Genomic DNA, 15,944 nt, shown 5'->3' on the forward strand with positions numbered 1-15,944 from the left:
CAGCGACATCGGGGTGTAGCGCAGCTTGGCAGCGCGCTTCGTTCGGGACGAAGAGGTCGTGGGTTCAAATCCCGCCACCCCGACAGCCGTAACAGCAGGTGAGGCCGGTACTGATCTCAGTACCGGCCTCACCTGTTTCTGTCTGCGTGTCTATCTGCGTGACTACCGCTTCCCGCGCGTCTACGGCCGCTGCGGGTCGGCGCCGAAGATCCCGTCCATGACGACGGCGCCGGTCTGGATCACGGGCCGGATCTGCTTCCGGTAGACCTCCTCCGTCACAGCCGTCCCCGAGTGCCCGACGAGGCGGGAGATCACCTCCAGCGGGATGTCACGGTCGGAGAGCAGGGACACGAAGCTGTGCCGGAGCTCCCGGGGCGTCCACTCGTCGGCATCGATCCCGTCGATGCCCTTGAGCGCCTGGCGGAAGGCACGGCGGACGTTGGCCGCGTCGAGCGGCTTGCCCACGGCCGAGGAGAAGACGAGGCCGTGTTCCTCCCACTTCTCGTCGGCGGCGAGCCGGCCCCACCCCTGATCTTCGAACTGCTGCCAGAGAGCTTCGACGCAGCGCGCCGGCAGAGCGAGCGTCCGCCGGGACTTCCGGGTCTTGGTGTCTCCACCCCGCCGGACCGAGCGCCACACGGCAATGTGCGGAGGCTGCGGCGGATCGGCGTCCGGGATGCCCTTCAGGAAGACGTGGTCCCAGGTGAGCGCCCGCAGCTCCTCGGTACGGGCGCCGGTCAGCAGGGCGACGACGCTGTAGGTGTACATCGAGGTCCCCTCGGCACCCTTGAGCACAGCTTCGGCCTGAGCGAAGGTGAGCGCTTTGGACGGACGCCCGGCGGCTTGCCCCTGGGGCACCGCGCACAACTCGACGACGTTGCGCTTCACCTTGTCCCGGGCCATGGCGCGCTTCACCGAGCGGTTCAGGCAGGAGTGGATCGCCTGGAGAGTGCGGGTGCTGAGCGTCTTCGCCTTGGCGGCCAGCCAGCGGTCGACGTCCTCCGCGCTCAAATCGCGCAGTTTGCGGGCGCCTAGGGACGGGATGACGTGCGTGTGGGTCAAGGTCGTGCAGGTCGCGGCCGTGCTCGGGTCGATGCCCACCAGGCCGTAGTGGAGCCAGTCCGTCACCGCGTCCTTGACCGTGTAGTTGGTGGGCGCGATCGCGAGGCCGTCCTTGTGGTCCCGCAGCACCTCCTTGAGCTTGTTCTTGGCCTCCGTCTTGGTCTTGCCACTCCCCCGCTTGACGATCCGTTTGCCGCTCGGATCGAAGCCGAGGTTCGCCGTGGCGATCCGCCGTTGCCGCTTCTCGTCCCAGTGCAGTCCACCGTTACCGCGGCTCCGACGCTTGGTCATCAGGCCGCACGCTCCATCTGGCCCGCGATGAAGTCGCCCACGGCCGAAGCGGGGATGCGGCGGCAGCCGTCGACCTTGATGGAGACCAGGCGGCGGGTCCGGATCAGGTCGTAGACCTTGGTACGTCCGACCTTGAGCCGGATCACGACCTCCGCCACGGTCAGCAGTTCGTCAGCCACGACTTGGGGGTGGCCGACGCCGCCGTTGACCTATACCGGCGCGGCATGGCCCCACTCCTCGTGTTCACCGGGGCGACCAGCCCGACCACACGGGAACGCATGCCCCGCGGCGAGGCCGTGCACTACCAGGAGCGAGCGATCGAGCTGGGCGTTCCCGCCTCGGCGGTGATGGTGGAGCCGCGAGCCCGGAACACCGGCGAGAACATCCGATTCTCCCGGGAGCTCCTGGACGAGGCCGGCGTCGACGTGTCCTCCGTCCTGCTGATCAGCAAGTCATACGAGGAGCGGCGGGCGTACGCCACGGCGAGGAAACTGTGGCCCGAGGTCGAGATCGTCAGCGCTTCGAGCCCCATGACGCTTCAGGACTACGTCGACTCCGTCGGAGACGCCCGTCTGGTCATCGACATGCTTGCCGGAGCGCTCCAGCGGCTACTGGTCTCCCCAGAACAGGGCTTCATGATCAGCCAGCAGGTCCCCGGCGATGTGCTCAGCGCGTACGACCGACTCGCCCAGAACGGATTCACGAGCCGCCTGCTCCGAGACAGCCGAGGCGAGATCCTCCAGCCCGCCAGTTAGAGGCGCAGCCGAGACAGTTGTTACAGATTTCTCTACCTCATCAAGGCACCCGCCGCGCACGGCGCGGCGCGCGCGGCCCGTCGTCCGGGCCTGCGCTCCTGTCTCCGCCCCGCTCCAGCCCGGCCGCCGTCCGCACGCCTGACAGCTTGGGTTGATGGGCGACGAACCCGCGATGCGGCCGAGGCGGTACGCGAGTGCGACCTCAAGACAAGGCCTCCGGCGGGGGCGCTCAGGCTCCGGGATGGGAGGGGCCGTGCGCGGGTGCCGGCCGGTGGGCTGTGGCGGTGGGGGACTCCCATCCCGTCTGCCTTCGACCCAGGCGGAGCCGAGCAGACACGGCACCGGGCGTCCAGGTCGTTCGTACAGTGGCGCGCTCCACCTGGACGCCCGGCACCGCGCCTGCTCCACGGTGTGTGGGTCGACGGCAGACGGGATGGGAGCTGGGGCGAGTGGTGGGTTGGGGTGGGCGGTGAAGGCCCGCAGTACGCCGGATACGACAAGAGGGCAGAACCAGCCGGATTCGAACCGGCGTCCTCGCGATTTTGGAGACCGCGCGCGACGACCTCTGCGCTACAGCTCTGCCCCGCCTGCCATCCTAAGGACTCCTGCCTGCTGCCGAGGTGGCATCCGTGCCCTTGGCGTGCCCGTTCGGCCGGGAGCTGACGGGGAACCACGGTGGTTGACGGGCAACGCACGCAAGGACGGCCCCCGACCGATCTGCCTGGTCAGGGGCCGTTTACCTGCGGTGGGTGTGGGATTTGAACCCACGGTGACATCGCTGCCACGACGGTTTTCCCAACCGAACATCCAGCAGCTTCCAAGATCCTGGTTGAGCCGTTGAGACATCACCGGCCTCACAGGGTCGTTACCGTACGGATCACCCACACTGGAGGTCACATGGCTGACTACGCCGCTCATGCCTACAAGGCTCAGGAGTTGCTCGAAACGGTCGAGCGGGAGTCGAAGGGACGCCTGAGTGCTGAGACTCGCGTGCGGATGGCCCAGGTTGAGGCGCTCCTTGCGCTCGCCGCTGCGATAGGCAAGCAGGGGACAGGCATCGCACCTCGCTGATGGTGACCGATCCGGCTCGCGTCGTTCCGACACGGGCGCCCGGCTTCCTGCGGGCGGTGTCGTCGTCCCGGCGGCTGCGCCGCCCGGTGCACGGTCGAGGCCGGCCGCCGTCAGTTCTCTTGCGCGGGCCCGATGACCGTAAGTCCCACCTGCGCGGCGAGCCAGTGGGCGTACGGCTCTCTTCTCTGGTGACCGTCGATAATGACGCTGCGGACGTGGACGAGGATGGTGTGATCGTCGGCGAGCTCGTGCGAGTAGCGGGTGTGGGTGTTGAAGAGGAGTGTTACTTCAGCATGCTTGGACTCACCGTGGAATCCCGCCTCGGGCGCATCTGGCCACTGCAGCGACACCCAGTTGATCTCGCCCATGTTGGGACCGATCGCCGCGGTGAAAGCGTCCTCGATACTGCCGACCGGCTGGTCCCCCACCCCCCACTCCACCGGTAGCCGCCCCTCGAACGCGTCCGCCTCGGCCGGCAGGTCGGCCGCCGGGACACCGACCACGAAAGGGGGCTGGTCCTCGAACGGCACCCCTTCGAATTCCTCGAGCTCTGACGCCCCGCGGAACCATCCCCCGGGCATCGCCTTCGCCACCCGCCGCACCTCGGCGACAGAGGAAAACTCCGCGTACGCGGAGACCTCGGAATACTCGCAGCGGCCGAACTCCATGAGACGGCGCGCGGTGCTCAGGGCGAGTACCGGATCGGGGGTACGGAAGACGGGATATGCGACGTCGTTGGACATCCGTTGACTGTGCCACGCCCCGTCATCACAGGGCATCGCATTTACAGCATGCCTCCTGGAGCTACGGATCAGGGCGCTCCGCCCGACGCGCCACGAGGGCGCGGAAGCGGTGAGTGTCTAACTGCGTGACAACGCCGACGAACAGCGGCGGACAACCGCGAACGTCTGCGGATCATCAGCGCAGGTGAAGAGCCTGCCGTTCCAAGGCAGCGCACCTCGCCGAGTTGCTTCGGGACGAAGAGGTCGTGGGTTCAAATCCCGCCACCCCGACAGCCGCAAGACCCTCAGGGGCCTGATCCGCGAAAGCGGGTCGGGCCCCTGAGTGGTTTCCGGGCTCAGGTGCCCCCTGGGGACTCGTTCCCAGGGCCGTCATGCTCCCGGGGCCGAGGTCCTAGATCACCGGCGGGCGGCCCAGGCGGGTCATGTGGAGGACCGTCGTCCAGCGCATCGGGGCGCGGGGGCCGCAGGAGCGGCGGACGCCCTCGGCGAAGCCGCCGAACCAGGCCTTGAGGCCCGGCAGGGAGCGGGTGCGGGCCAGGGTGAGCAGGGTCCACACGCCCAGGTAGACGGGGACGAGCAGGGCCGGCAGGTTGCGCTTGGCCAGCCAGACGCGGTTGCGGGCGGTCATCCGGTAGTAGACGGCGTGCCGGGCCGGGCTGGTCTTCGGGTGCTGGAGGAGGAGTTCCGGCGCGTACAGGACCTTCCAGCCCGCGTCGAGGGCCCGCCAGGCGAGGTCGGTCTCCTCGTGGGTGAAGAAGAAGTCCTCCGGCCAGCCGCCGATCCGGTCGAGCATCGGCATCGACAGGCCGTGGCCGCCGCCGAGGAAGGTGGTGACCTCGCCGCCGCGCAGCGGGTCCTTCGCCCCGAGGCGGGGAATGTGCCGGCGCTGGGTCTCGCCGGTCTCGTCGGCGATGCGGAACGACACGATGCCGAGGGCGGGGTCCGCCTCGTACAGGTCGGCGAGACGGCGGAAGACGTCCTTGTCGACGAGGAGGCCGTCGTCGTCGAGGTCCACCACGATGTCGACGTCGCCGAACGCGCGCAGCGTCTCGATCGCCACGTTCCGGCCGCCCGAGACGCCCCGGTTCTCGGGGAGTTCGACCCCGGTCACGCCCTCGGGCAGGGCCGGGAGCGAACCGGTGCCGTTGCCGACGACGACGATCCGGGCGGCGGGTTCGTCCTGACCCGCCACGGCGTCGAGCAGCGCCCGCAGCTCGACCGGGCGCGTGCCCATCGTCAGTACCGCCACACCCACACGAGGTCGCGCCACGACCCACTCCGTCCCATGTCCGCCGGAACTGGCTCCGGGCCGCGATGCTAACCGCCGGGGGACACCTTCCGTTCACCCGGACCACGGGTGTCGTGCACCGGACGGGAGCCCGGAGGGGGGAGCGCGGCGAAGGACGCCCGGGGGCGGCTCTACGCTGGTTCTCTTCCGTCAGGTTGATCGATCGTCGAAAGGGTGGTCTCCAGGTGCTGGTCGCGGACCGATATCGGCTTCATGTGTGTATCGGCCGGGGCGGCATGGGCGAGGTGTGGCAGGCCACCGACGAGGTCCTGGGCCGGGCCGTGGCCGTGAAGCTGATGCTGGCCCAGGCGACCGACCCCTCCGCCGGTGACCGCTTCCGCCTGGAGGCGCAGACCGCCGCGCGGCTGAGCCATCCGCACGTGGTGGGCGTCTTCGACTTCGGCACCTGGGACGGAAAACTGTTCCTGGTCATGGAGTTGGTGGAGGGCGACAGCCTTCAGGGGAGCCCGTCCGATCCGATGATCCTGCCCGCCGAGCGGGTCGCGGTGGTCGCCGCGCACGCCGCCGCCGGGCTCGCGGCCGCGCACCGGCAGGGCGTGGTGCACCGGGACATCAAGCCGGGGAACCTGCTCGTCGACGCCGAAGGGACGGTCAAGCTGGCCGACTTCGGCATCGCCCGGTTCGTCGACGACCCCTCGGCGGCGCTCACGACGACGGGTCAGATCGTGGGCACGGGGCTCTACCTCGCGCCCGAGCGCGCCCTCGGGCAGCCGGCGTCCCCCGCCTCCGACGTGTACTCGCTGGGCTGCGTGCTCTACCAACTCCTCACCGGAAGACCGCCGTTCCGCGCGGACACGGCGACGGCCCTGCTGTACCAGCACATCGACACCGCGCCGATGCCCCCGAGCCGCCTCGGAGCCGCGCTGCCGCCCGACTTCGAGGCGTACCTGCTGAGCCTGCTCGCCAAGCAGCCGGAGCAGCGGCCCACGGCGCAGGCGATCGCGGACTGGTTCTCCTCCGGCGCCTGGCGCTCCTACTCCGGGGCCGCGCCGGTCGCGGGCCGGTCCCACGCGCCCCATCAGCCTCCCGGCGCCGCCCCGGTCGGGGGCCGGTCGCACGCGCCCCATCAGCCCGCCGGGGCCGCGCCCATGCCCATGCCCGCGCCGGTGCACACGCCCGCGCCGACCCCGCCGCCGATGAACCGGCCGCCGGTGACCCGGTCCGCGCCCGCCACCCGGCGGCGCCAGAGCCCGCCGAGCACCGGTGGCGCGCTCGCGGAGCTGTCCCGGCGCCGGCCGCGCAAGACGGCCGCGGTGGCCGGGGCCATCGCCTTCGTCGTCTTCCTGATCATCGGGATGGCCTGGCTGTCCTGAGCCCCGCCGTCGTCCCCTCGGCACGGTCCCGGCCGGTGCGGTCGCGGCCAGTACGGTCGCGGCCGGTGCGGTCGCGGCCGGTGCGGTCGCGGTCAGTACAGTCTCGGCGCCATCACGTGCGGCTCCCCGTCCTCCTCCGTGAGGAGCAGGCAGCGCGGTACGCCGGGCCCCGGGGTGGCCCGTACGGTCACCGCGGTCGGCGGGTCGGTCGGCAGCTCGATCGGGAGGGTGACCGGCCGGTCGTCCCGGGTCGTGGCGTGACCGGTCTCCTTGCCGTCGACGAGGACCTCGACGACCGGCGTGTGCCCGGTCTGGACGGTCGCGGAGACCGAGTGGCCGAGGTAGTCGATGTGGAAGTGGTGGCGTGCCCTCATGGGCCACCTCCGAGCCGCGCGGATGAGGCACGTGCCGCCGGGGCGGGACGCGTATCTCCAGCCTAGGGCCTGTCTGGCCTTTCGCGTCGGATCAGGCCGGGTCGTCCGGTGCGTGCGAGCGGTGTGCGGCCGGGGCGCCCTCGTAGCGGAGCTACTTGGGCGTTTCGGCCGTGCGGCGGTCGTGCGTGCCGGGTGGGCCGGACCCGACGGGAATGGTCAGACAGGCCCTGGGGCACGGTCCGGCGGGCCCGCTCGCTCCGAAGTGCGGCCGTAGTACCCCGGTGTTCAGATGGACCGGTACGCCGATCACCGCCCGCGCGGAACGGAGCACCTGGTTCATGAGCGACACCCTGCCCTCGTTCGAGGACACGACCGACTTCGACAACGCCGACCGGGGCTTCCTCGGCGCGCTCGTCCCCGGAGTGGTGACGGCCGGGGACGGCCGGGTGGTCTGGGACAACGACGCCTACGCCTTCCTCAAGGGCGACTGCCCCGACACCGCGCACCCCAGTCTGTGGCGGCAGGGCCAGCTCTCCGCGCGCCAGGGCCTGTACGAGGTCACCACGGGGATCTACCAGGTCCGCGGCCTGGACATCTCCAACATGACGCTCGTCGAGGGCGAGCGCGGGGTGATCGTCATCGACCCGCTGATCTCCGTGGAGACGGCGGCCGCCGCCCTCGCGCTCTACAAGGAGCACCGCGGCGACCGGCCGGTCACCGGCGTGATCTACACCCACTCGCACGGCGACCACTTCGGCGGGGTCCGCGGCGTCCTCCCGCACGGCACCGAGGAGGGCGTCCCGATCCTCGCCCCCGCCGGCTTCCTGGAGCACGCGGTCAGCGAGAACGTGTACGCGGGCAACGCGATGACCCGCCGGGCGAGCTACATGTACGGCGTGGGCCTCCCGAAGGCCCCCGACGGCCAGATCGGCGTGGGCCTCGGCCAGGGCACCTCCACCGGCACCATCAGCCTGATCCCGCCGACCGTGGACATCACCGAGACCGGGCAGCAGGAGACGGTCGACGGGGTGCGGATCGTCTTCCAGCTGACGCCGGGCACCGAGGCCCCGGCCGAGATGAACTTCCTCTTCCCCGACCACCGCGCCCTGTGCCTGGCGGAGAACGCCACGCACAACATGCACAACGTGCTCACCCTGCGCGGCGCGGTCGTCCGCGACTCCCGGATCTGGGCCCACTACCTGGACGAGGCGATCGAGTTCTTCAACGGGCGGTACGACGTCGGCTTCGCCTCCCACCACTGGCCCACCTGGGGCCACGACAACGTCGTGCGGTTCCTGGCCGAGCAGCGCGACCTCTACGCGTACCTGCACGACCAGACCCTCCGCCTGCTCAACGAGGGCTGGACGGGCGTCGAGATCGCCGAGCGGATCGAGCTGCCGCCCGCCCTGCAGAAGGCCTGGCACGCCCGCGGCTACTACGGCTCCCTCAGCCACAACAGCAAGGCCGTCTACCAGCGCTACCTCGGCTGGTACGACGGCAACCCGGCCCATCTGTGGGAGCACCCGCCGGTGGAGCTCGCGCAGCGGTACGTGGACGTGGCCGGCGGCCCCGCCGAGGCCCTCGCCAAGGCCCGCCGGTACATCGAGAACGGCGACCCGCGCTTCGCCGCCACCCTCCTCAACCACGTGGTCTTCGCCGACCCCGGGAACGAGGAGGCGAAGGAGGCCCTCGCCGGGGTGTACGAGAAGCTCGGGTACGGCGCCGAGAACGCCACCTGGCGGAACTTCTACCTGCGCGGCGCCCAGGAGCTCCGGCACGGCATCACGGGCGACATGGTCGACATGGCCAACCCCGAGATGACGATGGCCCTCAGCGTCCCCATGCTGATCGACTCGGTCGCCGTCGCGATCGACGGGCCGCGCGCCTGGGACGAGGACCTGACGATCGATCTGGTCCTCCTGGACGGCGCCACGGACGCGGGCGAGCGGCGGCGGCTCACCCTGCACAACGGCGCCCTCACCCACCGGGTGGTCGCCGAGCCCCGGACGCCCGCCGGACTCACCCTCACCCTCGGGAAGGCCCAGCTGCTCGGCCTCCTCGCCGGGAAGAGCCTCCAGGAGCTCGGGATCGGGGTGGAGGGCGACCCGGCCCTGCTCACCCGCCTCTTCTCGTACGTGTCGAAGCCCGACGCCCGGTTCCCGATCGTCACCCCGTAGACCGTCCGTGAGGAGGCCCCGATGGGCCGCGCTCAGCGCACCGTCCACGCCAGGACACCCAGCAGGATCAGCATCAGGCAGATTCCGAGGTTGACCACCTTGTACTGGAGGAAGACCGCGGCGAACTCGCGGATCGTCGCCGAGGGCCAGAAGTAGGCGGCGGTCGGCGAGCCCACCACCTGTCCGTCGATCCCCGCCTTCCGGGCCATCAGGGCGGCCCGGAAGGCATGGAAGTTGTTGGTGACGATCACACAGGAGGAGCCCGGCCGGTCCGCCTCCATCAGCTCCTTGCTGAAGAGCATGTTCTCCTCGGTCGTGCGCGAGCGGTCCTCGCGCACGACCGCCCCGGCCGGGAAGCCGCCGTCGGTCAGGTAGTCGGCCATCGCGTGGGACTCCGGCAGCTCCTCGTCGGGGCCCTGCCCGCCGGAGGTGATGAGGAGCGGCGCGTCCCCGCCCCGCGCGGCCAGCGTCTCGTACACCTGCCGGCCCCGGTCCAGACGGCTCGCGAGCAGCGGCGGCACCCGTCTGCCCCCGATCAGGCCGGAGCCGAGGACCACGACGTAGTCGGCGTCGCGGCGGAGCCGCATCCGGCCGTACAGGAAGGCGTAGCCGACGAAGCAGAGGAAGAGGAACGAGACGTAGCCGAGCACCAGCAGGGTGGTGCCCGTGAGCAGGCCCAGGATCCGCGAGCCGGTGGCGGCCGTCACCACCGCCAGGGCCATCACCCCGAACATGCCGAGGCCGGCGAGCAGCGCGAGCAGGTTGGCCGGGCGTCTGCCCTCCTTGCGGACCATCTTCACGCCGTTCGCGCAGAGCAGCCCGGCGAGGACGACCGGGCCGAGGCCGAGCGCGAGCAGCACGAGCACCATGAGGGTCTCGGCGAGCCCGGGGCGGGTCTCGTCGATCCCGAAGAGGAGCCCGATCCCGAGGAAGGTGACCGCGAGACCGAGGTACACGGCGTTGCCGAAGCGGCGCCGGTCGCGCAGCACACCGACCCCGAAGAGCAGCAGAAAAACGGCAGCCACGACGAAGGCGAACATTCCGACATCGTAGGCATCGGGGCCGACAACGGACCGGGCGCGAGCCGCGGCCTGTGGAAAACCCGGCGTCAGATCTCGCCCGCCAGCGCGAACAGGCCGCGCCTCGCGCCCTCTTCGTACGCGCTCCGCAGCTCCGGGTCGACGAGCAGCGCCCCGAGGGCCTCCTCGCCGCGCGCCCGGGTGACCAGGCAGTACTGCGCAGGCCGGTACGAGGAGTCGAAGACCGAGGTCCGCAACAGGTCGACCGCGCCCAGGAGATGGGCCGCCGCGTCGTGCCGCCCCTCCAACGCCCGCATCTGCGCCAGGAGCTCCGCCGCGCAGGCCGCGCCCACCGCGGAACCGAGCCGCAGATGCTCGCGCAGGGCCCGCCTGGCGTACTCCGCGGCGCGCTCCCGCTCCCCGTCCCAGGCGCCGAGTTCGGCCCGCACGTGGTACGCCCAGGCCTCGGCGAACATGTCGCGGCCCACCCAGGCCCGCCGGCTCTCGCGGTCCAGGTCCCCCTGGTCCAGCGCCTCCTGTGCGGCCTCCGGGTCGGAGCGGCACAGGGAGAGCGCGAGCCCGACCCAGCAGGCCCGCCGGGTCGGCCCGAACTCCGGGTGCTCCTCCATCAGCGCGAGGGCCTCCCGGAATTCGGCCTCCGCCGCGCGCGTACGCCCCTGGTAGAGGGCGGTCGCCCCGCGCAGATGGGCCAGCAGCGCCAGACAGCGCTCGTCGCCGTCCCGTACGGCCGCCGCCCAGGCCTGGGCGAGGAGCGGGTCGGCGTCCTCGGGGCGGCCCGACTCCAGCTCCAGGAAGGCGGCGAGCCACAGGGCGCGGGCGGACGGCGGGCCCGCGTGCAGGCTGAGCGCGTGCCGCAGGCGGGTGCGGCCCTCGGCGATCCGCCCGCAGGCCACCCACAGGAACCACAGGGAGACCGCGATCTCGACGGACGTCTCGGCCTCGGCGTTCGGCGAGAGCGGCGCGGTCGTCGGGTCCATGGCGGCCGCCAGGTCCGGGAGTTCACGCAGCGCGAGGTCCCGGGCGTCGAGCTGCCGGCCCCGCTGCCACCAGTCGGCGGCCCGCCGGGCGACCTTCACGCACCACCTGCGGTGGTGCAGGAGCACGGCCCAGCGGTCGCCGCGCGCGGTGAGCCGACGGGCGCCGACGGCCCGCATCGGGTGCGGCATCCAGTACCGGGGCAGGCCGTCCTCGCCGTCGAAGAGGTCGTCGACGGGCAGCAGGGCGAGCGGCGCGAGCCGGTCGAGGACCGTCTGGATCTCCCCCGCGGGCAGCGTGCCGGAGGCGCAGACCTCGCGGACCGCCTCCCGGCCGAAGGCGCCCTCGAAGACGGAAAGACGTTCCCACAGGAGCTGTTCGGCCGGGCCGCAGCTCGCGTAGCCGCGCTCGGCCGCGGCGATCTGGTCAAGACCGACCGCTTCCCCCCACAGGCGTTCCGTCTCCGGTGGTTCTCCTGTCCACATGTGGTCCAGCCCCCGTGTCACTTCTCCGCCCTTCTCCTGTGACATAGGACGGATTTAATGGAAATCGGCCAGGTTCGCGGCTTGAATGCATGAGCCCCGGTCCACATCCTGGGGCCTTCCCGTGCCCACACCCAGGGTTTCCCCGGGATCGACCAAGGAGGCACATGCATACCAGGGAATCCGTCCTGGGGGAGGTGGATCTGGCACTGATCCACGCACTGCAGATAGCGCCCCGCGCCAGCTGGACCCAGCTCTCCACCGTCCTCGCCGTGAGCCCCGACACCCTCGCCCGGCGCTGGGAGACCCTCACCGCGGGGGGATACGCCTGGAGTTCGATGCTCACCGCCCGCCGCGGCACGGAAGCCACCCTCTACGCGTGGGTCGAGCTGGAGTGCGTGGCCGGCGGCGCCGAGGCCACCGCGATCGAGCTCGCGGAGGATCCGTACACCCTCGGCGTCCACCAGGTGACCGGAGACGCCGATCTCATCCTGCTCGTCAACTGCCCCGACCTCCACGCCCTCGACGGCTACCTCGCCGGCCGGGTGCGGCAGCTCCCCGGGGTGCTCAGGGCCCGCACACAGGTCGTCACCCAGCTGCACAACCGCCCGTACCGCTCGCGGATCGAGCAGCTCACCCCGGGGCAGGCGCAGCACCTCGCCGACATCACCGGCGGCGAACGGCGGGTCAGGACCCCCGCGCGCGCGTACGCGCAGGTCACGGAGCTCGACCAGCGGATCGTCGCGGAGCTGGCGGGGGACGCCCGGCGCAGCGCCGCCGAACTGGCCCGGCAGTGCGGCACGAGCGAGTCGACCGTACGCCGCCGGCTGGAAGCCCTCGGCGCGGCCGGCGCCTGCCACCACCACTGCCTGCCCGCCCCGCGGTTCTCGGGACGCCCGGTGTGGGCGCTGGTCACGGCGGACGTACCGCCCCTGGACGTGTCCGAGTCGGTGGCCGCGCTCGGCAGGCTGCGCCAGACGCGCGTGGTCACCTCGGTCACCGGGCGGCACAACCTGGCCCTGGCCATGTGGCTCCGTACGGTCGAGGAGCTCCACGACGTGACGGCGGCGCTCGTGCGGGCCGCGCCGGCGCTGCGCATCACGGGCACCGCGGTGTCCCTGCGCACCCACAAGATCGGCGCGCAGGTCCTCGGCGCGGACGGCCGGCGCACCCACCACATCAGGCCCTCGACCGCCCCCTGACAGGGCGCCGGGGGCGTGTTCTGATGGGCCGCATGGAGTTCGCCGTGTTCGTGACGCTGCCCGGTCTGGTCATCCTGCTGACGGTGATCGCCTTCGCCGACCAGTTCCTCCGCATGACGGGACGCGGCAAGCGCACCGGGCAGGTCTCCTCGACGGGCTTCGAGCAGCTGCACGCCACGTTCTCGCAGGGCAAGCAGAACGAGCTCAAGGAGCGGCAGAGCGCCCTGGTGCTGCGCGACGACGAGGAGGACGGCGCCCCGCCGCGCCACTCGACGGTGGACCTCGGCGGCGGGCGGGCCGTCATCCGGATCGAGCGGTGACCGGGTCAGGCCCAGCGGGAGGTCCCTGACCTCCTACACGGCCCGGCGCGAGGCCCTGACCCTCCGCCGGGCGCGGCGGGAGGCCCTGGCCTTCGCGATCAGGCCGGCCGGGACGCCTTGACCGAGTACATCAGGGGGATGCGGGGGCGGTCCGCCGGGAAGCGGTAGTAGCCGTCGTCGTGCCGCTGGAGGGCGCCGTAGCGGGGGAACAGCGAGGCGTCGTGCTCGTGCAGGAACTCGATGCGCAGGCCCGCCCTCGCGAGCGCCGTGACGACCTCGCCGACCGGGTGCACCCACTCCACGCTGCGGTTGTGGACGGTGACGGCGTCGAGGTCGGCGTACGTCCCCGGGCTGGTGTCCACCCACGGCTCGCGGACGAAGTAGTCGTGCACGACGCGGCTGCCGGTCTCGTCGTCGAGCGAGTCGGTCAGCGGATGGAACTCGGCCACGTAGAGGAATCCGCCCGGGGCGACGAGCGAGGCGGCGGTCTCCGCCCAGCGCTCGAGGTCGGGGAGCCAGCACAGCGCCCCGAGGCCGGTGTAGACGATGTCGTACGAGGCGTCCGGGACGGCCTCGGCGGCGTCGTACACGTCGGCGGCGACGAAGGCGGCCCGCTCCTGCGGGAGGCCCAGGTCGGCGGCGAGCGAGCGGGCGGTCTCGACGGCCGGCTCGGAGAAGTCCAGGCCGACGACCTGGGAGGCGCCGTGCCGGGCCCAGGACAGGGTGTCCAGGCCGATGTGGCACTGGAGGTGCAGCAGGGAGCGGCCCGTGACGTCGCCGACCTCCGCGAGCTCGAAGTCCCGCAGGGCGTCCTTGCCCGCGCGGAAGGCGTCGAGGTCGTAGAACTCGCTGGCGGCGTGGATCGGGACGCGCTCGTCCCACTTCGCGCGGTTGGCCTCGAGCCAGTCGTCGGGGGTCGGAGAGTACATGTCGGCGAGGTTATCCACAGGCTGCGGACGACGCGACCCGATTGTCGGTCGCGCGGCGCATGATGGATGCCATGACTACCGAGAGCAAGCACAGCGACACCCCCGTCTGGGAGCAGCGCTTCCGGGCGCCCCGCGTCTCCCTGCCGGAATGGGCCGAGGAGGCCCCGGACCGCTCACTGTTCGTGTCCAACGCGACCGGGACGTACGAGTTGTACGCCTGGGACCGGGCGAGTGGTGAGCAGCGGCAGGTCACGGACCGGCCGAACGGCACGACGGACGGCACGCTGTCGCCGGACGGCGCCTCGGTCTGGTGGTTCGCGGACACCGACGGCGACGAGTTCGGGGTGTGGATGCGGCAGCCGTTCGGGGGCGGCGCGGACGAGCCGGCCGTGCCCGGTCTCGCCGCCTCCTATCCGGCGGGGCTCGCCATCGGCCGGGAGGGCACGCTCGTGGTGGGCCGCTCCACGGACGAGGAGGGCTCGACCGTCCATCTCGTACGGCCGGGGGCCGCCGCCCCGGTCGAGATCTACCGGCACCGGGAGTCGGCCGGTGTCGGCGACCTGTCGTACGACGGCTCGCTGATCGCCGTCGAGCACACGGAGCACGGGGACGCGATGCACTCCTCGCTGCGGGTGCTGCGCGCCTCGGACGCGGGCGTGGTGGCCGAGCTCGACGACACCAAGGGCGGCACGGAGGAGCTGGGGCTCACCGTCCTCGGCTTCGCGCCGCTGGCCGGGGACACCCGGCTGCTCGTCGGCCACCAGCGGCGGGGCCGCTGGGAGCCGCTGCTGTGGGACGTGGCGACGGGCACCGAGACCGATCTGCGGCTCGACCTGCCGGGCGACGTGTCGGCGGAGTGGTACCCGGACGGTTCGGGGCTGCTGATCGTGCACGGCTTCGAGGCCCGCAGCGAGCTGTGGCGGTACGAGATCGCGACCGGCGCGCTGGTCCGGGTGGAGACCCCGGCCGGTTCGGTGTCGAGCGCGACGGCCCGGCCCGACGGCTCCGTGGAGTACCTGTGGTCCTCGGCCGCCGAGCCGCCGGTGGTGCGGTCCACGGCCGGCGGTGTGGTCCTGGACCCGCCCGGCCCGAAGGCGCCGCCGTCGGTGCCCGTGGAGGACGTGTGGGTGGAGGGGCCCGGCGGCAGGGTCCACGCGCTCGTGCAGCGCCCGGTGGAGGGCGAGGGACCCTTCCCGACGATCTTCGAGGTGCACGGCGGCCCGGCCTGGCACGACAGCGACGCCTTCGCCTCGGGCCCGGCGGCCTGGGTGGACCACGGGTACGCGGTGGTGCGGGTCAACTACCGGGGCTCCACGGGGTACGGCCGGGAGTGGACGGACGCGCTCAAGCACCGGGTCGGTCTGATCGAGCTGGAGGACATCGCGGCGGTCCGTGCCTGGGCGGTGGCGAGCGGCCTCGCCGACCCGGAGCGCCTGGTCCTCTCCGGCGGCTCCTGGGGCGGCTATCTGACGCTGCTCGGTCTGGGCACCCAGCCGGACGACTGGGCGGTCGGTCTCGCGGCGGTGCCCGTCGCGGACTACGTCACGGCGTACGAGGACGAGATGGAGGCCCTCAAGGCGCTGGACCGGACGCTCCTGGGCGGCTCTCCGGAGGAGGTGCCCGAGCGGTACGCGGCCTCGTCGCCGCTGACGTACGTGGACGCGGTGAAGGCCCCGGTGCACGTGTCCGCGGGCGTCAACGACCCGCGCTGCCCGATCCGCCAGATCGACAACTACGTCGACCGGCTCGCGGCGCGGGGCGCGGTCCACGAGGTCTACCGGTACGACGCGGGCCACGGCTCCCTGGTGGTGGAGGAGCGGATCAAGCAGGTCGCCCTGGACCTGGACTTCGCGGCCAGACACCTGGGGACCCGGCCTGCGGGGGCCTGAGTCGGCTTGCGT

General features: G+C 71.9%; 14 protein-coding genes, 2 tRNA genes and 1 pseudogene. 8 read left to right on the forward strand and 9 right to left on the reverse strand.

Annotated features, from left to right (window positions below):
• The first annotated feature begins 9 nt into the window (after window positions 1-9).
• Window positions 10-83 (forward strand) — tRNA-Pro (locus tag ACF07V_RS32980).
• A gap of 97 nt (window positions 84-180) precedes the next feature.
• Here ACF07V_RS32980 and xerC read toward each other — a convergent pair.
• Window positions 181-1,353, reverse strand: coding sequence for a tyrosine recombinase XerC (gene xerC / locus ACF07V_RS32985; RefSeq protein ID WP_392159359.1), 1,173 nt, complete (start codon window positions 1,351-1,353; stop codon window positions 181-183).
• Window positions 1,353-1,532, reverse strand: coding sequence for a helix-turn-helix domain-containing protein (locus tag ACF07V_RS32990; protein ID WP_392159360.1), 180 nt, complete (start codon window positions 1,530-1,532; stop codon window positions 1,353-1,355). Before ACF07V_RS32990 ends, xerC begins: the two co-directional genes overlap by 1 nt.
• Between ACF07V_RS32990 and ACF07V_RS32995 the strand changes: the two are divergent.
• Window positions 1,527-2,108 (forward strand): annotated as a pseudogene (locus ACF07V_RS32995) (YdcF family protein); the annotation flags it as partial. The gene ACF07V_RS32990 and the pseudogene ACF07V_RS32995 sit on opposite strands and share 6 nt — an antisense overlap.
• Before the next feature lie 505 nt (window positions 2,109-2,613).
• Here ACF07V_RS32995 and ACF07V_RS33000 read toward each other — a convergent pair.
• A tRNA-Trp gene (locus tag ACF07V_RS33000) sits at window positions 2,614-2,688 on the reverse strand.
• 317 nt (window positions 2,689-3,005) lie between these two features.
• Between ACF07V_RS33000 and ACF07V_RS33005 the strand changes: the two genes are divergently transcribed.
• Window positions 3,006-3,179 carry a hypothetical protein gene (locus ACF07V_RS33005; RefSeq protein ID WP_392159361.1) on the forward strand — a complete coding sequence of 58 codons (174 nt, stop codon included), beginning with the start codon at window positions 3,006-3,008 and terminating at the stop codon, window positions 3,177-3,179.
• 110 nt (window positions 3,180-3,289) lie between these two features.
• On the opposite strand, the gene ACF07V_RS33010 is transcribed toward ACF07V_RS33005, so the two are convergent.
• Window positions 3,290-3,922, reverse strand: a complete 633-nt coding sequence (locus tag ACF07V_RS33010; RefSeq protein ID WP_392159362.1) for a hypothetical protein — start codon at window positions 3,920-3,922, stop codon at window positions 3,290-3,292.
• Window positions 3,923-4,313: 391 nt separating this feature from the next.
• Window positions 4,314-5,192 carry a glycosyltransferase family 2 protein gene (locus ACF07V_RS33015; RefSeq protein ID WP_392159363.1) on the reverse strand — a complete coding sequence of 293 codons (879 nt, stop codon included), beginning with the start codon at window positions 5,190-5,192 and terminating at the stop codon, window positions 4,314-4,316.
• 203 nt (window positions 5,193-5,395) lie between these two features.
• Between ACF07V_RS33015 and ACF07V_RS33020 the strand changes: the two genes are divergently transcribed.
• Window positions 5,396-6,544: a protein kinase gene (locus tag ACF07V_RS33020; protein WP_392159364.1), complete on the forward strand. Its 1,149-nt coding sequence runs from the start codon at window positions 5,396-5,398 to the stop codon at window positions 6,542-6,544.
• Between the two features lie 92 nt (window positions 6,545-6,636).
• Here ACF07V_RS33020 and ACF07V_RS33025 read toward each other — a convergent pair whose 3' ends face one another.
• Window positions 6,637-6,918 carry a hypothetical protein gene (locus ACF07V_RS33025; protein ID WP_392159365.1) on the reverse strand — a complete coding sequence of 94 codons (282 nt, stop codon included), beginning with the start codon at window positions 6,916-6,918 and terminating at the stop codon, window positions 6,637-6,639.
• Between the two features lie 338 nt (window positions 6,919-7,256).
• On the opposite strand from ACF07V_RS33025, the gene ACF07V_RS33030 reads away from it, so the two are divergent.
• Complete coding sequence (locus ACF07V_RS33030; RefSeq protein ID WP_392159366.1) at window positions 7,257-9,095, forward strand: alkyl/aryl-sulfatase; 1,839 nt, start codon at window positions 7,257-7,259, stop codon at window positions 9,093-9,095.
• A gap of 32 nt (window positions 9,096-9,127) precedes the next feature.
• Here ACF07V_RS33030 and ACF07V_RS33035 read toward each other — a convergent pair whose 3' ends face one another.
• Window positions 9,128-10,135: a YdcF family protein gene (locus tag ACF07V_RS33035; RefSeq protein WP_392159367.1), complete on the reverse strand. Its 1,008-nt coding sequence runs from the start codon at window positions 10,133-10,135 to the stop codon at window positions 9,128-9,130.
• A gap of 68 nt (window positions 10,136-10,203) precedes the next feature.
• Window positions 10,204-11,640 (reverse strand): tetratricopeptide repeat protein, encoded by a 1,437-nt coding sequence (locus tag ACF07V_RS33040; protein ID WP_392159368.1) that lies wholly within the window; start codon window positions 11,638-11,640, stop codon window positions 10,204-10,206.
• Window positions 11,641-11,759: 119 nt separating this feature from the next.
• On the opposite strand from ACF07V_RS33040, the gene ACF07V_RS33045 reads away from it, so the two are divergent.
• Both ACF07V_RS33045 and ACF07V_RS33050 read left to right on the forward strand, forming a co-directional pair.
• Window positions 11,760-12,794 (forward strand): Lrp/AsnC family transcriptional regulator, encoded by a 1,035-nt coding sequence (locus ACF07V_RS33045; protein WP_392159369.1) that lies wholly within the window; start codon window positions 11,760-11,762, stop codon window positions 12,792-12,794.
• Between the two features lie 32 nt (window positions 12,795-12,826).
• The gene (locus ACF07V_RS33050; RefSeq protein WP_392159370.1) at window positions 12,827-13,114 is read left to right on the forward strand and encodes a DUF6191 domain-containing protein; all 288 of its coding nucleotides are present in this window, start codon (window positions 12,827-12,829) and stop codon (window positions 13,112-13,114) included.
• A 98-nt stretch (window positions 13,115-13,212) separates the two neighbouring features.
• Here the strand turns inward: ACF07V_RS33050 and ACF07V_RS33055 are convergent, their stop codons facing one another.
• Window positions 13,213-14,043: a class I SAM-dependent methyltransferase gene (locus tag ACF07V_RS33055; RefSeq protein ID WP_392159371.1), complete on the reverse strand. Its 831-nt coding sequence runs from the start codon at window positions 14,041-14,043 to the stop codon at window positions 13,213-13,215.
• Between the two features lie 62 nt (window positions 14,044-14,105).
• Here ACF07V_RS33055 and ACF07V_RS33060 point away from each other — a divergent pair, with 62 nt between their 5' ends.
• A complete protein-coding gene (locus ACF07V_RS33060) occupies window positions 14,106-15,932 on the forward strand; it encodes a prolyl oligopeptidase family serine peptidase (RefSeq protein WP_392159372.1) in 1,827 nt (608 codons plus the stop codon).
• Window positions 15,933-15,944: the final 12 nt, after the last annotated feature.

The organism is Streptomyces sp. NPDC015661 (genome assembly GCF_043077765.1).
Taxonomy (GTDB): domain Bacteria; phylum Actinomycetota; class Actinomycetes; order Streptomycetales; family Streptomycetaceae; genus Streptomyces.

Coding starts and splice junctions, on each gene's coding strand:
- xerC (WP_392159359.1), bottom strand. CDS start 1,353: ATGACCAAGCGTCGGAGCCGCGGTAACGGTGGACTGCACTGGGACGAG.
- ACF07V_RS33005 (WP_392159361.1), top strand. CDS start 3,006: ATGGCTGACTACGCCGCTCATGCCTACAAGGCTCAGGAGTTGCTCGAA.
- ACF07V_RS33010 (WP_392159362.1), bottom strand. CDS start 3,922: ATGTCCAACGACGTCGCATATCCCGTCTTCCGTACCCCCGATCCGGTA.
- ACF07V_RS33025 (WP_392159365.1), bottom strand. CDS start 6,918: ATGAGGGCACGCCACCACTTCCACATCGACTACCTCGGCCACTCGGTC.
- ACF07V_RS33030 (WP_392159366.1), top strand. CDS start 7,257: ATGAGCGACACCCTGCCCTCGTTCGAGGACACGACCGACTTCGACAAC.
- ACF07V_RS33035 (WP_392159367.1), bottom strand. CDS start 10,135: ATGTTCGCCTTCGTCGTGGCTGCCGTTTTTCTGCTGCTCTTCGGGGTC.
- ACF07V_RS33040 (WP_392159368.1), bottom strand. CDS start 11,640: ATGTCACAGGAGAAGGGCGGAGAAGTGACACGGGGGCTGGACCACATG.
- ACF07V_RS33045 (WP_392159369.1), top strand. CDS start 11,760: ATGCATACCAGGGAATCCGTCCTGGGGGAGGTGGATCTGGCACTGATC.
- ACF07V_RS33050 (WP_392159370.1), top strand. CDS start 12,827: ATGGAGTTCGCCGTGTTCGTGACGCTGCCCGGTCTGGTCATCCTGCTG.
- ACF07V_RS33055 (WP_392159371.1), bottom strand. CDS start 14,043: ATGTACTCTCCGACCCCCGACGACTGGCTCGAGGCCAACCGCGCGAAG.
- ACF07V_RS33060 (WP_392159372.1), top strand. CDS start 14,106: ATGGATGCCATGACTACCGAGAGCAAGCACAGCGACACCCCCGTCTGG.